The sequence below is a fragment of the Streptomyces sp. BBFR25 genome, from assembly GCF_044590125.1.
GTDB classification, from domain to species: Bacteria; Actinomycetota; Actinomycetes; order Streptomycetales; family Streptomycetaceae; genus Streptomyces; species Streptomyces canus_D.
Map to the genome: position 1 here is coordinate 2,645,384 of NZ_CP172447.1, position 14,743 is coordinate 2,660,126.

Here is a 14,743-nt window from a genome sequence, read left to right on the forward strand (position 1 = left end):
TGCTCCACATGAGCGACACCCCGGACGGCGCGCGCGCCGACGACCTCTGGAACACCGTCGACGCCCTGTGGACGTGGCTGGAGGCGGACCAGCCCGTCGGCGGCAGGGAGGGCCTGCTGCTGCGGATGCTGAAACTGTCGGAGGAGGTCGGCGAGGTCGCCGAGGCGGTGATCGGCGCGACCGGCCAGAACCCGCGGAAGGGCGTCACCCACACCTGGGACGACGTGGAGGCGGAGCTGTGCGACGTCGTGATCACGGCGATGGTGGCCCTGCGGACCCTGACACCCGAGGCCCGGGAGGTCTTCGGCAGGCACCTGGCGCGGGTGGCGGGACGCTCGCTGGGTGGGTGAAGGAAGGGGCGACCGAAGAGGGCCGCACCCGTGAGCCTTGACCACGGGTGCGGACCGGGCGGGCTCGGCTCGGTCAGCCCGCGCTGCAGGACACGCTGGGCCAGGTCCAGTTGCCGTTGGCCTGGATGGTGGCGCCCCAGTTGCCGCCGCTGCCGTTCGACTTCGCGGTCAGCGTCTGCGCGCTCGGGTAACTGGCGTTGACGTTCCAGGTCGACAGCACCTTCGCCGGGGACGGCACGTTCATCGTCACCGTCCAGTCACTGGCACCGCTCACGGAGACGTTGAGGTTGTACCGGTCCCCCCACCGCTGCCCGGCGGACAGCGCCGCGGTACAAGCACCCCCACCGCCTCCGCCGCCACCGTTGTCGCCGCCACCGCCGCCGGTTCCGTCGGGGGCGACCGCACGGCCGGTCTGCGGCGAGATCATGCCGGAGCACAGTCCCTTGCCCGCCAGGGTCTGCGCGATGCGCGGAATGGCCGCGAGTGTGTTGGCGGGCCAGTCGTGCATGAGGATGACCTGGCCGTTGCCGAGGCGTGAGACGGCCTGCACGATCGCGTCGGTGCCGGCGTTGTTCCAGTCCTGGGAGTCGACGTCCCAGATCACCTCGGTCAGCCCGTACTTGGCCTCGACCGACCGCAGCGTCGCGTTGGTCTCGCCGTAGGGCGGCCGGAACAGCTTGGGCGTCCCGCCGCCCGCGCCCGCGATCGCCTGCTGGGTCCGGGAGATCTCCGAGTCCATCTGGGCCTGGCTGAGCTGGGTCATGTGCGGGTGGGTGTAACTGTGGTTGGCGACCCACATCCCGGCGTCGACCTGGGCCCGGACCAGCGAGGGGTTCTGGGCGGCGTACTGCCCCTGGTTGAACATGGTGGCCCGCAGCCCGTTCTGCCGGAGCGCGTTGAGCAGGGCCTGGGTGCTGCCGGAGGGGCCGTCGTCGAAGGTGAGCCCGACGTAGCCGTTGCAGGCCGCGGCCTGGGCCGGGGCGGCACCGGCCACGACGGTGCCCGCGGCGGCGAGCGCGGTGACGGCGACGCCGGTGGCCAGAGTACGCATACGAGTGCGCATACGAGTACGCATGGAGTGATTCCTCCCTCTCCGCTGGTGCGGTGGTCAGCCCGCGCTGCAGGACACGCTCGGCCAGGTCCAGTTGCCGTTGGCCTGGATGGTGGCGCCCCAGTTGCCGCCGCTGCCGTTCGACTTCGCGGTCAGCGTCTGCGCGCTCGGGTAACTGGCGTTGACGTTCCAGGTCGCCAGCACCTTCGCCGGGGACGGCACGTTCATCGTCACCGTCCAGTCACTGGCACCGCTGACGGAGACGTTGAGGTTGTACCGGTCGCCCCACTTCTGCCCGGCGGAGAGCGTCGCGGTACAGGCACCCCCACCGCCTCCGCCGCCCCCGTTGTCGCCGCCACCGCCGCCGGTGCCCCCGACGTTGATGTTGGAACTGCCGCTGCTCTGGTAGCCCTCGGTGGCCATGATCATGTAGTAGCTGAAGTTGCCGAGCGGCATCCCGGCCCGCGACCACGCGTCGAAGTGGTTCCCGGTGGTGATGGAGCCGCCGGTCCGCTTGGACTGCCTGACGCTCCAGTACTGGTCGAAGGTGCGGGTGCCCTCGACGGAGGGGGCGTTGTACCGCGTCGTCTTGTAGATGTCGTACGTACCGCCGTCGGTGGTGACGGTGCCCTTGAACTCGCCCGTGGGCCGGTAGGTGCCCCAGTTGTCGACGATGTAGTACTCGACGAGCGGGTTCGACGTCCACCCGTAGAGCGCCAGGTACGCGTTGCCGGACGGGTTGAAGCTGCCCGAGTACTGGACGGTCCTGCGCCCGCCGTTGCTCCAGCCCTTGCCCGCGACGAAGTTGCCGGTGTTGCGCCACGAGGTGCTGTACTGGCCGCCGGAGCCCATGTTCATGGAGACGGTGCCCTGGCTGTCGGTCCAGAACGAGTAGTAGTAGCCGTTGTTGGTGCCCTCCTGGTTGGTCGTGACGACCGTGTCGGCCTGCGCGGTGCCCGGCAGCATCAGCGCGGCGAGGGCGGCGAGGGCGACGGCCCAGGCGCTCCTGACGAGCAGGGTGACGAGGCCTCGTCTGCGACGCCTCGGTTGGACGAGCAGGTTCATGGGGGGTGTTCCTCTCCTGCGGTTCGGACAACGGCGACAGTGTTGACCTGCACCCATCAAGCGTCAACAGTTTCGGTAATTATTTCGAAACCTTCGACACCCCGAAAGGCGCCCGTTGTCGACGGAACTCCCAGTTCGGCTGGCACACACAGCGAGACAGCACACCGCCTACGGAGCCCCCTCCCCCAAACCACCGGAAAGGACTATGAGCATCACCGAAACTTTCGAGGTCCCGTTCCCTGGACAGCCCCGCCCCGGACTCACATCCTCGGTAGAGGCAGAGCACCGTTCCCCAGGTTCCCCCCAACGGAACAACGGAGGTTGAGGCTCGTGAGGTTCAGCTACGCGATGCTCCCCGACTACCCCTTGGCCGAGTCCCTGGAGTCGATCCGGCTCGCCGACGAACTCGGCTTCCACGCCTGCTACGCCGCCGACGAGACCTGGCACAAGGACCTGTGGCTGCTCTTCGCCGCGGCAGCGGGCCGCACCAGCCGCATCCGCCTCGGGCCGAGCGTCTCCCCGGTGACGCTGCGCGAGCCGACGCTGATCGCCCAGGCCCTCGCCACCCTCGACGAACTCTCCGGCGGCCGCGCCGAAGGCGTCCTGTCCAGCGGCAACTTCGGCCTGCTGGCCCAGTACCGCATCGACTGGGCCCGCACCAGGCCGCTGTCCCGCGTGAAGGAAGCCCTGCACGTGATGCGCACCTTCCTCGACGAGGGTGCCATCACACACGAGGGCGAGTTCTTCTCCTACGACGGCCTGTTCACCTTCGCCCGGCCCGTCCAGGACCGGCTGCCGCTGAAGCTCGGCGCGATGCGCGGGCCGAAGTCCTTCGAGGCGGCCGGGGAGTTGTCGGACGGCTGCCACCACGCCCTGAGCTACACCCGCGAGGCCTACGACTACGCGGTGCGGCACATCAGGGCGGGCGCGGAGCGGGCCGGCAAGGACTGGCGCTCACTGGACATCGGAGCGTGGGTGGTCTTCGCTACCGGCCCCGACTCGGCGGTCGCCAAGGAGGCGGCACGCAGCATGGTCGGCATCTACGCCTCCTCCATGCCGGAGGAGCAACTGCGCCGCAACGGCGTCGACCCGGCGGAACTGAAGCCGGTCATCGACGCGATCGCCGCCGGCGACCTGGCCCGCGGCATCGAACTGACCTCCCCGGCCATCGCCGACCGCCTCTCGGTCGCGGGCACGCCCGAGGAGTGCCGCGAGAAGATCGAACGGGACATCGCCCCCAGCGGCGTCAACCACATGATCTGCGCGATCACGGACCGCGCTCTGGTACGGGCGTTCACGGGCCGGGACCTGGAGGGAGCGGCAGACGTGGACACCCAGCTGAGGCTGATCGCGGAGCGGGTGATGCCGGGGTTCGCGTGAGGGGGCGCGCCGAGGCCATGGAGCGACCTCAGCGGGCCTCGTAGGCTGGTCTGATGTTCGATCGTTTGGAGATCAGGGTATTGCCGCCGGGGCCCCGGTTCGCCGCACAGCTGCGGTTCTGGGTCAACGGCGAGGACATGGTCGAAGAGGCGGTCGGCGAAGGCGGGCGCGGACCGTACGCGGCTGATGTGCTGCCGGCCGGCCGGCCCAGCCCGCTGTGGGCCACCGTCGAGGCGCGTCGCCTGGAGCTGGGGGAACCGGAGTGCAGCGGTTCGGGGAGATCGTGCAGTGGTCGGACTGGGAAGTTCCGTCGGGGGCGGGGATGACGACGCCCTACCCGCCGCCGGAGCTCCACTTCGACGCCGGTCAGTACGACGCCGAAGTGGCTCGCGCCGCGGCGGACCGCTGGTGGCAGGTGCACCCGTAGCGCAGCACAGGGGCGGCAGACGAGTCGGGCTGTACGCCGGGTTCTGTTCCGGAAGGTCCTCGCGGGCCTTCCGGCGACGGCCATCCATCTAGGACCGGCGTTGCCACCGGCCTCCAGCGGTCTACCCGCGGACTCGGGCGGGCAGCCCTCGATCGTCCGCGCAGAGTCGCCCCTTCTTGCGAGGAGGCGTCTCCTCTTGACCTTGCTCCGGGTGGGGTTTACCTAGCTGCCCAGGTCGCCCTGGGCACTGGTGGTCTCTTACACCACCGTTTCACCCTTACCCGGGACCGAGGTCCCGGGCGGTTTGCTTTCTGTGGCACTGTCCCGCGGGTCACCCCGGGTGGCCGTTAGCCATCACCCTGCCCTGTGGAGCCCGGACGTTCCTCGGGAAGTCCCGTGAGGGACTCCACGCGGCCGCCCGCCCGGCTCGTCTGCCGTGTCGACCATGGTACCCGGCGGACCTCCCGCCCCGGACCGGCGGCGGCCGTCGCGAGGACCGAGCCGATGAGGATGAGGGTGAAGGCGACGGCGATGCCGAGGGTGAGGTCCTCGTCCAGGACGAGCGCGCCCGCGGCGACGGCGACCGCCGGGTTGACGTAGGTGATGACGCCGGCCCGGACCGGGCCGACCTCCTTGATCAGCTCCAGGAAGGCCACGAAGGCGATCGCGGTGCAGACGAGGCCGAGGCCGGCCAGGGCTGCCAGGGCCTCGCCGGAGGGGAGGCTGGTGGGCCGGGTCAGGAAAGCCGCGGGAGCGTAGACGATGGCGGCCAGGGTGAGGCAGGGGGTGATGAGGTGGAGGGTGGGGACGTTCTTGAGGTGGCGGGCGGCTATGAGGGGCGCGGTGGCGTAGCCGACGACCGTCACCAGCACCTCGGCCAGCGAGCGCGCGTCACCGCCGGTGAGGTGCGGCACCGTGAGGACGGCGACGCCCCCGAGGCCCAGGCCGAGTCCGGTGACGCGGCGGGCGCCGACCCGTTCCTCGGCGCCGAAGAAGCGGGCCAGGAGCACGCCGACGATCGGCACGCCCGCGATCAGCAGCCCGGCGGTGGAGCTGGACAGGTGGCGTTCGGCGTCCGTCAGGGTCCACCAGGGGCCGATGATCTCGATCACGGCGAAGGCCAGCATCGGCCTCCAGTGGCTCCGTACGGTGCCGAAGAGGTCTCCCTTGCGCAGGGCGAAGGGGAGCAGGAGTGCCGCGCCGAGCGCGCAGCGCGTGAACACCACTCCGGACGGGGACACCTCGTCCACCGCCACCTTGATCATCAGGTAGGGGACGCCCCAGACCACTCCCATCAGGGAGAACAGGAACCAGCCGCGTGCAGTCATGCGGTGAGTCTCGGCCGTCTCACCCCGCGCGGTCTTGAACGCTGTTGCGGTACGCCGCCGGGGTCACCCCGAGGACCCGCCGGAACCAGCGGGTCAGGTGGGCCTGGTCGGCGAAGCCCACCAGCGCCGCCACCTCGGCGGGGCGCAGTCCCGCGTCCAGGAGTCCGCGCGCCCTGGCCACCCGGTGCTGGGCTAGCCAGGCGTACGGCGGCATGCCCGTCGCCGTACGGAAGGCCCGCAGGAGTTGGTAGCGGGACAGGCCGAGGTCGGTGGCGAGGGCCGCCAGGGACGGCGGGGCGAGGAGTTCGTCGGCGAGGCGGTCGCGTACGAGGCGGGCGACGCGGTCCGCGCCGGGGACCGTGTCGTCGGCCGCGCGGGCCGTGGAGTGGCGGCGGGCGAGCGCCGTGAGCAGCCAGGGCAGGCGGGACTCCGCCTCCAGGGGGTCGGGGCAGCGGGCCAGGTCCGTGTGCGCGGCGCGCAGGGCGGCGGCGAGTTCGGGATCGTCGAGGACGGGCTCGCGGAAGTGCGGGAGGGCGGTGGTCGTCCGGGTGCCGTCGGTGAGGAGGTGCGGGGCCGCGTACAGGGCGCGGTACGAGTAGCCGTCCGGGGCGGCGGGGCCGCCGGTGTGCACCTCGCCCGGCTCCAGGACGACGATGGAGCCCGGCCCGGAGTGGATGTGACCGCCCCGGTAGGCGATGACCTCCAGGCCGCCGACGGTGACGCCGACGGTGTACTCGTCGTGGGCGTGCGGGGCGTAGACGTGCCGGTCGAAGCGGGCGGTGAGGAGATCGAGGGACGGTCCGGCCGTCCCCAGCCGTGCCCTGGTCCAGCGTGCCTGTTCACCCCGTGCGTCCACCGCTGCCCACCCCCGGCCCCTACGGGATCAGAGGAAGTCGGCGGTGTCCAGGTCGAAGGAGAAGGGGGCGGGGAGCGTGAGTGACTTGCCCAAGGGGCGGGTGCAGTGCTCTCGGTAGTCGTCCTTCTCCGGCGTGCTGAACAGCGTGATGGAGGACTCGTCGCGGTCGACGAGGAGGTAGAGGGGAATGCCTCCGCGGGCGTAGGCACGGACTTTGGTCTCCCGGTCGGACCGTCGGCGCGGGGACGCCACCTCCAGCACCAGGGTTACGCCCTCGCACGGCATCCGGGGCGGTGCCCCGCGGAACAGCCGAAGCTCACGGGAGACGAAGGTGCCGTCCGGGATCACATGGTCCAAGGGCTGTCCCGCCGCGTTCCTCAAGGTCAGGCCCTTGCGCGCGGAGAACTGCATGTCGACTCGCGATCGCCTGTACACCTGGCTCACGATTCGGCCGACGCAGTGTTCATGATCTCCGTCCGGCGGCGGTGTGAGGACGAACTCGCCCTCAATGAGTTCCGCCCGGAAGCCCATAGGAGCTTCCAGCTCGACGAACCACTCCAGGAGCAGCTGCAGGGAGATCGGGTCATGCGTCGTCGCCAAGGTGCATTCCCTTCGTTCCTCGTCGGCCATGGTGGCGCGATCACCCCACCGTTGTCCGTGAGCGGGGACTCCGTTCCCTCGATCGTGTCCGCTTGACCCTGTCGCAGCGTCAACGTTTCTACTGGAGCCATGCGGATCGGAGAACTCGCCGACGCCGTCGGCGTCACCACGCGGACCGTGCGGCATTACCACCACCAGGGCCTGTTGCCCGAGCCGGAGCGGCTGGCCAACGGGTATCGGACGTACACGCTGCGGCACGTCGTCGTGCTGGCCCGGATCCGGCGGCTGACCGAGTTGGGGCTCGGGCTCGCGGAGGTGCGGGACGTGCTCGCGGACGAGGCCGGGAAGGATCTTGCCGAGGTGCTGGAGGAACTGGACGCGGATCTCGCGCGGCAGGAGGCGGCGATCCGGGACCGCCGGGCGCGGCTGCGGGCGCTGCTGGAGACGGAGGGCGGGCTGCCGGCCGAGGGGCCGGTCTCGCCGGAGCTGGCCGGGTTGTTCGCCGGGATGGGGGACGTGTCCGGTTCGCCGATGGCCCTGCGGGACCGGGAGATGCTGGCATTCATGGAGGGCGCGGTGGGACCGGAGGAGCGGGAGGGGATGCTGGCCACGTTGCGCGGTGCGTTCGAGTCGCCGGAGGCGGTGGCGCGCGCCCACCAGGCGTACGCCCTGCTGGACGAGCTGGCGGACGCCGGAGCCGACGATCCCCGGGTGGCCGGGGCCGCGCGGGCGCTCGCCGACTGCATCCCGGCGGAGCTGCTGCCCGCGGAGGGCGTCGACCTCGATTCCGACCACGGCGTGCTGCGCGCCATGTACGCCGACTTCGCGCCGGGGCAGGCGGAGGCGGTGCGGCAGGCGCTCGCCCTCGTGTCGCGGGAGCGGCGGTCATGACGGGCCAGGGTCCGGGTCCGGGCCGGTCCCTCGTCGCGCTCCCGCGCCTCCTGATCCGGCACGAGCTGCGGTTGCTGGCCAGTCTGTGGCTGTGGGCGGTCCGGCGGATCCACGGGGCGGTGGCCGGCGGGTCGGTCTTCGGGTACGCGCGCGGGCAGGGCGCGATGATGGCCGGGTTCGCGTTCGTGTGTGTCGTCGAGTCCGTGATGATGTCCGTGCTGCTGCGGGACTGGCCCGCCGTGCACCACGTGGTGCTGCTGCTGGACGTGTACACGGTCGTGATCGTGATCGGGCTGCACGCCGCGTCCGTGGTCCGGCCGCACGTCCTGGACCCGACCGCCGGGACGCTGCGGATCCGGCGGGCCGTCCACGTCGACGTACGGATACCGCTGGAGCGGATCGCCTCCGTCCGGCGTGAGCTGCGGGCGACGCACGAGCGGACGGACGGGGAGCTGGACCTCGCCGTGGGGTCCCAGACCTCCGTCACCGTCGAACTCGCCGAGCCGGTCGCCCACGTCTCCTTCTTCGGGCGGCGGCGCGAGGTCCGCGTGGTGCGGTGTCACGCCGACGACCCCGGGGCGCTCGTACGGGCCGTCGAGCAGGCACGGGAGGGCTACGCCGTACCCTGATCGGGAGCCTGGGGCTCGCGAGTGAAGGAGTACGTGTGCTTGTCCTGCTGCCGCCGTCCGAGGGGAAGGCCGCGTCCGGCCGGGGCACCCCGTTGAAGACCGGGTCGCTGTCCCTGCCGGGCCTCACCGCGGCCCGGGAGGCCGTCCTCGCCGAGCTGGTGGAGCTGTGTGCCGGCGACGAGGAGAAGGCGCGCGAGGTGCTCGGGCTGAGCGAGGGCCTGCGCGGCGAGGTCGCCAAGAACGTGGAGCTGCTGACGGCGGGTGCGCGTCCGGCCGGGGAGATCTACACCGGTGTGCTGTACGACGCCTTGGACCTGGCCTCGCTGGACGCCGCCGCCAAGCGGCGGGCCGCCAGGTCGCTGCTGGTGTTCTCGGGGTTGTGGGGTGCCGTGCGGGTGACCGACCGGATTCCCTCCTACCGGTGCTCGATGGGCGTGAAGCTGCCCGGACTCGGGGCACTGGGTGCGCACTGGCGGGCGCCGATGGCCGAGGTGCTGCCGGAGGCGGCCGGGAACGGGCTGGTGCTCGACCTGCGTTCGGCGGCGTACGCGGCGGCGTGGAAGCCGAAGGGCGAGGTCGCCTCGCGGACGGCGACCGTGCGGGTGCTGCACGCGCCGACCCGGAAGGTGGTCAGCCACTTCAACAAGGCGACCAAGGGGCGGATCGTACGGAGTCTGCTAGCGTCCGGGACCGCGCCCGCGGGACCGGCGGAGCTGGTGGAGGCCTTGCGGGACCTGGGGTACGAGGTGGAGGCGGCGGCGCCCGGGAAGGCCGGGCGGCCGTGGTCGCTGGACGTGCTGGTGGACGAGGTGCATTGATCCGCCCACCCGCTTCTGTTGCGCAGAATGCAACGGCGATTGCAGGGAGTGTTTTTCGGCGGCACGATGAGGGCATGAATTCTCCGCTGCCCTCCTCCCCCGCCGCCTCGGTGCTGGATCTCGCGCCCGTCGTGCCCGTCGTGGTCGTCGACGATCTCGCCGACGCCGTGCCGCTCGCCAGGGCGCTCGTCGCCGGTGGGCTGCCCGCGATCGAGGTGACCCTGCGGACGCCGGTCGCCCTCGACGCGATCAGGGCCATCGCGGACGAGGTGCCGGGCGCGGTGGTCGGCGCGGGCACGGTCATCACGGCGGAGCAGGTCGCGGAGGTCGTGGCGGCCGGGGCGCGGTTCCTGGTCAGCCCGGGGTGGACGGACGCGCTGCTGGAGGCTATGCGGGCGTCCGGAGTGCCGTTCCTGCCGGGGGTGTCGACCACGTCGGAGGTGGTGGCGCTGCTGGAGCGCGGGGTGCGGGAGATGAAGTTCTTCCCGGCCGAGGCCGCGGGCGGCACCGCCTATCTCAAGGCGCTCGCCGCGCCGCTGCCGCAGGCCCGCTTCTGCCCGACCGGCGGCATCTCCGCGGCCTCCGCGCCGGAGTACCTTGCGCTGCCCAACGTCGGCTGCGTCGGGGGTAGTTGGATGCTGCCCAAGGACGCGGTGGCCGGCCGGGACTGGGGGCGCGTGGAGGGGCTGGCCCGCGAGGCGGCGGCGCTCAGCGCAGGTGGGACGTCTCGTTGAACAGGCGGACACTGGCGCCGCCGTCCGCGTAGTACGCCACCGCCGACAGCGACGCCGCCGACAGCTCCATCCGGAACAGCGACTCGGGCGGGGCGCCCAGGGCGAGTCGCAGGAACGTCTTGATCGGCGTGACGTGGGAGACCAGCAGCACCGTGCGGCCCGCGTACGCCGCGACGAGCTTGTCGCGGGTGGCGGCGATCCGGGCGCCGGTGGCCGCGAAGCTCTCGCCGCCGCCGGTCGGTTCCGCGTCCGGCGAGGCCAGCCAGGCGTCCAGGTCGGCGGGGTACCGTTCGCGCACCTCGCCGAAGGTGAGCCCTTCCCACGCGCCGAAGTCGGTCTCGCGCAGCCCCTCCTCGACCGTCACCTCCAGCCCCAGGCGGGCGGCGACGATGCCGGCGGTCTCGCGGGTGCGGGCCAGGGGCGAGGCGACGATGGCCTCGATCGTGCCGCGCCGGGCGAGGCTCTCGGCGACCTTCTCGGCCTGCTCGCGGCCGACGGGTGACAGGGACGGATCGCTGCCGCCGCTCCCGGAGAACCGCTTCTGCGGGGTAAGGGGCGTCTCCCCGTGCCGCAGGAGGACGAAGGTGGCCGGCGCGCCCATGTCGGGGGGTCCCCAGCCGGGCGAGGCCACGGCCTTCGCGGCCCGCACATCGGCGTCAGCGGCGGCCGAGGTCCCGGCAGCGCCGCCGGTGGCCGAAGTCCCGGCAGCGCTGTCGGTGGCCGAAGTCCCGGCAGCGCGGTCGGCAGCGCCGCCGGTGGCCGAAGTCCCGGCAGCGCCGCCGGTGGCCGAAGTCCCGGCAGTGCCGTCGGCGGACGGAGTCCCGGCGGTGCTGCCTGCTGCAGAGGGGCGAGCCACCGCGCCCGGCGCCACGGTCTCCGCGCCGGTCCGGGCCGCCTGCGCGAGCCGCTCGCCCGCGGCCGACTCGTCTCCGCTACGGCGGCCCCCGGCCGCACGACCACCGGCAGCGCCCCGCGCATCACCGCCCACCACGGCCCGCGCACCGGCACCGTCCCGGGCCCCTGCCCCGGCCTCCCCGGCACGTGCGGCGCGGTCGGCGGTACCGCCCGTGTCCAGGTCCGCCGTCGACGCCGACGGCGACCACTGTTCGCCGCGTGCGCCCGCGTCCATCGCCTCGTTGGCCAGGCGGTCGGCGTGCTTGTTGTGCGCGCGGGGGATCCACTCGTACGTCACGCGCCCCGGTGGGAAGACGCGGGACGCCTCGGTCGCCAGGGGTTTCATGTCCGGGTGCTTGATCTTCCAGCGGCCCGACATCTGCTCGACGACGAGCTTGGAGTCCATGCGGACATGAACGGTGGCGTCCGGGTCCAGTTCCCTCGCCGCGCGCAGGCCGGCCAGCAGGCCCCGGTACTCGGCGACGTTGTTCGTGACGACCCCGAGGTACTCCGCGGCCTCCACCAGGGTCTCCCCCGTCGCCGCGTCCAGCACCACCGCGCCGTAGCCCGCGGGCCCCGGGTTGCCCCGTGACCCGCCGTCGGCCTCGACGACGAACTCCCGCGCCGGACCGGTCACCGCGTCTCCCGCCGATCAGCCACCGACCGGCCCCCTAGAGCCCGGAGTCCGCCGTGCGCACCAGGATGCGGCGGCAGTTCTCGCAGCGTACGACCGTGTCAGGCGCCGCCGCGCGGATCTCGCTCAGCTCGGTGATGGCCAGCTCCTGACGGCACCCCTGGCAGCTGCGCTGGTACAGCTTGGCCGCACCGACGCCGCCCTGCTGCTCGCGCAGCTTGTCGTAGAGCTTCAGCAGGTCCTCGGGGACGGAGCCCGCGATGACCTCGCGCTCCTTGGTCACCGAGGTCATCTCGCCGTCCAGCTCCTCGACGGCCGCGTCACGGCGCGCGGTGGCGTCGTCGATCTTGCCCTGCACCGCGCCGACCCGCTCGGTCAGCTCGGCGACCCGCTCCTGCGCGGACTCGCGGCGCTCCATCACCTCCAGGACGACGTCCTCGAGGTCGCCCTGGCGCTTGGCGAGGGAGGCGATCTCGCGCTGGAGGTTCTCCAGGTCCTTCGGGGAGGTGACGGCGCCGGAGTCCAGGCGCTGCTGGTCGCGGCCGGCGCGCTGGCGCACCTGGTCCACGTCCTGCTCGGCCTTGGTCTGCTCGCGGGCGCAGTCGCTCTCCTCGGTCTGCGCGGCCACGAGCAGGTCGCGCAGCTGGGTGTGGTCCTTGGTCAGCGACTCGATCTCGGCGTGCTCGGGCAGGGACCGGCGCTTGTGCGCGAGCTGCTGGAGACGCGTGTCGAGGCCCTGGACGTCGAGGAGTCGGTTCTGGTCGGCGGGCGCGGCTTTCAGTTGGGGGCTCCCATTGCGTTAGAGGTCGGGGCGGACGCCACCTGGGCGGTCCACGGGTCGGTGACCGTCTTCGAGACGTGGACCCTGAGGTCCCAGCCGTTGCGGTCGGAGATCTCGTCGAGCTGGGCCGCGCCCAGCTCGCACCAGGGCCACTCGGTGGCCCAGTGCGCCGCGTCGAGCAGCGCGAGGGGACTGTGGGCGCGGGCCTCCGAGACCGGGTGGTGGCGCAGGTCCGCGGTGAGGAAGGCGTCGACGCCGGCCGCCCGTACGTGGTCGAAGAGGCTGTCGCCGGAGCCGCCGCTGACGGCGACGGTGCGCACGGTCGCCTCCGGGTCGCCCGCGACGCGGATGCCCTGCGCCGTGGCGGGCAGCCGCTCTGCGGCGCGGGCGGCCAGCTCGCGGACGGTCAGCGGATGCTGCACCTCGCACACCCTGCCCAGGCCGCGGCGCCCCGCGGGGTCGCTCGGGTCCGGCACCAGGGGCCGTACGACGTTCAGGTCGAGGGCGCCGGCCAGCGCGTCGGAGACGCCCGGGTCGGCGGTGTCGGCGTTGGTGTGGGCGACGTGCAGGGCGATGTCGTTCTTGATGAGCGTGTGCACCACGCGGCCCTTGAAGGTGGACGCCGCGACCGTCGTCGTCCCGCGCAGGTACAGCGGGTGGTGGGTGACGAGCAGGTCGGCGCCGAGCTGCACGGCCTCGTCGACGATCTCCTGGACGGGGTCCACGGCGAACAGGACGCGGGAGACCTCCTGGCCGGGCTCGCCCACGACGGTGCCGACCGCGTCCCAGGACTCGGCCCGCTCGGCGGGCCACAGGTTGTCCAGCGCGGCGATGACTTCTGACAGACGGGGCACGCGTGCAAGGCTACCTGGAGGTTCTGTGCCGTTGTACCCGCCGATGCGCACACCGTCCGCCGCCGCGGCCGTCCCCTCCGGCACAGCACACGCCGTGCCCTTCCCTCAGGCGAATCGTTCCTGTGACACACGTATGTGTGATGGGGACGACTGCCGGTCCCCCGCCCGTGCGTACGAAAACTAACTTCGTCGCCGGAGGTGACCGAACGATGACGGCCTGTGCGATCGAGCCTTCGGCGGACCCCGGGAACGGCGGGGGCCCGCGGGCGGGCTGCAGCATCACCGCGGAGGGTGCCTACGCGGCGCGTCTCGCCCGGAGCGGGGAGGGCGGCGACGCGTGGTTCCCGGAGCGCTGGACCCTGGACGGCCCCGAGCCGTACGCGGTGCCGCTGCCGGGCAACCAGCCGGAGGAGCCCGGCACCGAGGTGCAGCCGATGGGCGACGGGCGGGTCCTGGTCCACCGGGTCGCGGCCGGCCGGCACGTCTTCGCGCTGCTGTACCCGACCGGGCCCGGCACCGGCGAGCTGCCGCTCGGCGCGGTCGAGTGCCCGGCGGACGGCCCCGGGCTGCGGCTGCTGCCGCCGGTCCCGGGCGGCGAGCGGGCGTACGCCCTCGCGGCCGGTCCGCGCTCGACGGTGCTGTGGCAGGTCGCGGGCGGGGCCTTCGGGCCCGAGCGGGTGGCCGAGATCCCCGGCCGGTGCGCGGGCGGGGTCTGGCTGGACCGCACCGGCCGGATGCTGGCGGTGGACCGGGAGACCGGCGGGCGCGTCAAGGCGGTCGTGGTGGACCTGGAGCGGGGCGGCGAGGTGTCGCCGCTGCTGCAGATCGCGGCGGACAGCGACGACCGGCTCCTGCTGGCCGACCCCGACAGCGGGCTGGTGCTGATCGGCTCGGACGCCCCCTCGCCGGGGCGGGAGCGGCTCGGCTGGGGTGTGCTGGGCAGCACGCTGCCGGTGCGCTTCCCGGAGTGCCTGCGGCTGCCGGAGTGCGTGGTGACGCCGTTCGCCGTCCAGCCGGGGCAGGTGCTGACTCCGGAACGCTGCGCGGTGGCCCTGCGGGTGGACGGCGCGTTCGGCAGCTGGGTCGGGGTCTGGCGGCCCGCCGAGCGGCACGTACGGCATCTTCCGGCGCCCGAGGGGTGGTTGACGGGCGCCGGGTTGTGGACCCCGGACGGGGAGCTGCGGCTGCCGTGCTCCACACCGCAGTCGCCGTGCGGCGTGGCCCGGCTGGCCGCACCCGACGCGGAGGGCGCCACGGACGTGCAGGACGCGGCGGATGCGGAGGAATCGACTCCGGGTGAACCCGGCGAACCGGGTGCGACGGACCCCCCGACGCCCGCTCCCGCCCCCGCTCAGCCCCGCCCCGTACCCCTGCAACAGGCCCCGCTGGCACGGCTTGTAACGAAGTAGTGCCGGTTGGTGCCGCCGCCTGGATTCGGCCCGAGGTGTGCC

Annotated in this window: 14 protein-coding genes, 1 other RNA gene and 1 pseudogene; 7 read left to right on the top strand and 9 right to left on the bottom strand. The window is 72.7% G+C overall.

Annotation, left to right across the window (positions count from 1 at the left end; translation table 11 throughout):
• The first annotated feature begins 8 nt into the window (after positions 1–8).
• On the top strand, positions 9–350 hold the full coding sequence (locus ACGH52_RS12020) for a MazG-like family protein (RefSeq protein WP_059303147.1): 342 nt from the start codon (positions 9–11) through the stop codon (positions 348–350).
• Positions 351–423: 73 nt separating this feature from the next.
• On the opposite strand, the gene ACGH52_RS12025 is transcribed toward ACGH52_RS12020, so the two are convergent.
• Both ACGH52_RS12025 and ACGH52_RS12030 read right to left on the bottom strand, forming a co-directional pair.
• Complete coding sequence (locus ACGH52_RS12025) at positions 424–1,425, bottom strand: polysaccharide deacetylase family protein (RefSeq protein ID WP_399938960.1); 1,002 nt, start codon at positions 1,423–1,425, stop codon at positions 424–426.
• Between the two features lie 33 nt (positions 1,426–1,458).
• Entirely contained in the window at positions 1,459–2,466 is a 1,008-nt protein-coding gene (locus ACGH52_RS12030; RefSeq protein ID WP_399938963.1) for a glycoside hydrolase family 11 protein, read from the bottom strand.
• A gap of 330 nt (positions 2,467–2,796) precedes the next feature.
• Here ACGH52_RS12030 and ACGH52_RS12035 point away from each other — a divergent pair, with 330 nt between their 5' ends.
• A complete protein-coding gene (locus ACGH52_RS12035; RefSeq protein WP_210977261.1) occupies positions 2,797–3,846 on the top strand; it encodes an LLM class flavin-dependent oxidoreductase in 1,050 nt (349 codons plus the stop codon).
• 443 nt (positions 3,847–4,289) lie between these two features.
• Here ACGH52_RS12035 and rnpB read toward each other — a convergent pair.
• From rnpB to ACGH52_RS12055, 4 genes and pseudogenes are all read right to left on the bottom strand, one after another.
• An RNA gene (rnpB, locus tag ACGH52_RS12040) (RNase P RNA component class A) lies at positions 4,290–4,703 on the bottom strand.
• A 70-nt stretch (positions 4,704–4,773) separates the two neighbouring features.
• Positions 4,774–5,601 (bottom strand): annotated as a pseudogene (locus ACGH52_RS12045) (DMT family transporter); the annotation flags it as partial.
• A gap of 19 nt (positions 5,602–5,620) precedes the next feature.
• Positions 5,621–6,457, bottom strand: a complete 837-nt coding sequence (locus ACGH52_RS12050) for an AraC family transcriptional regulator (RefSeq protein WP_210977258.1) — start codon at positions 6,455–6,457, stop codon at positions 5,621–5,623.
• Positions 6,458–6,484: 27 nt separating this feature from the next.
• Positions 6,485–7,087, bottom strand: a complete 603-nt coding sequence (locus ACGH52_RS12055) for a Uma2 family endonuclease (RefSeq protein ID WP_399938968.1) — start codon at positions 7,085–7,087, stop codon at positions 6,485–6,487.
• Positions 7,088–7,186: 99 nt separating this feature from the next.
• Here ACGH52_RS12055 and ACGH52_RS12060 point away from each other — a divergent pair, with 99 nt between their 5' ends.
• The 4 genes from ACGH52_RS12060 (at position 7,187) to eda (ending at position 10,129) form a co-directional block, all read left to right on the top strand.
• Positions 7,187–7,948, top strand: a complete 762-nt coding sequence (locus ACGH52_RS12060) for a MerR family transcriptional regulator (RefSeq protein ID WP_210977257.1) — start codon at positions 7,187–7,189, stop codon at positions 7,946–7,948.
• Positions 7,945–8,577, top strand: a complete 633-nt coding sequence (locus ACGH52_RS12065) for a hypothetical protein (RefSeq protein ID WP_121702340.1) — start codon at positions 7,945–7,947, stop codon at positions 8,575–8,577. Before ACGH52_RS12060 ends, ACGH52_RS12065 begins: the two co-directional genes overlap by 4 nt.
• Positions 8,578–8,612: 35 nt before the next feature.
• Positions 8,613–9,395 (top strand): peroxide stress protein YaaA, encoded by a 783-nt coding sequence (gene yaaA / locus ACGH52_RS12070; RefSeq protein WP_210977256.1) that lies wholly within the window; start codon positions 8,613–8,615, stop codon positions 9,393–9,395.
• A 74-nt stretch (positions 9,396–9,469) separates the two neighbouring features.
• On the top strand, positions 9,470–10,129 hold the full coding sequence (gene eda / locus ACGH52_RS12075) for a bifunctional 4-hydroxy-2-oxoglutarate aldolase/2-dehydro-3-deoxy-phosphogluconate aldolase (RefSeq protein ID WP_399938972.1): 660 nt from the start codon (positions 9,470–9,472) through the stop codon (positions 10,127–10,129).
• On the opposite strand, the gene ACGH52_RS12080 is transcribed toward eda, so the two are convergent.
• The 3 genes from ACGH52_RS12080 to ACGH52_RS12090 are packed head-to-tail and all read right to left on the bottom strand — an operon-like array spanning position 10,104 to position 13,292.
• The gene (locus ACGH52_RS12080) at positions 10,104–11,660 is read right to left on the bottom strand and encodes a bifunctional RNase H/acid phosphatase (protein ID WP_399938975.1); all 1,557 of its coding nucleotides are present in this window, start codon (positions 11,658–11,660) and stop codon (positions 10,104–10,106) included. The two genes, eda and ACGH52_RS12080, sit on opposite strands and share 26 nt — an antisense overlap.
• 34 nt (positions 11,661–11,694) lie before the next feature.
• Entirely contained in the window at positions 11,695–12,438 is a 744-nt protein-coding gene (locus ACGH52_RS12085) for a zinc ribbon domain-containing protein (protein WP_063124350.1), read from the bottom strand.
• Complete coding sequence (locus tag ACGH52_RS12090; RefSeq protein ID WP_059298959.1) at positions 12,435–13,292, bottom strand: Nif3-like dinuclear metal center hexameric protein; 858 nt, start codon at positions 13,290–13,292, stop codon at positions 12,435–12,437. Before ACGH52_RS12090 ends, ACGH52_RS12085 begins: the two co-directional genes overlap by 4 nt.
• A 209-nt stretch (positions 13,293–13,501) precedes the next feature.
• Between ACGH52_RS12090 and ACGH52_RS12095 the strand changes: the two genes are divergently transcribed.
• On the top strand, positions 13,502–14,701 hold the full coding sequence (locus ACGH52_RS12095; RefSeq protein WP_210977411.1) for a hypothetical protein: 1,200 nt from the start codon (positions 13,502–13,504) through the stop codon (positions 14,699–14,701).
• Positions 14,702–14,743 lie beyond the last annotated feature (42 nt).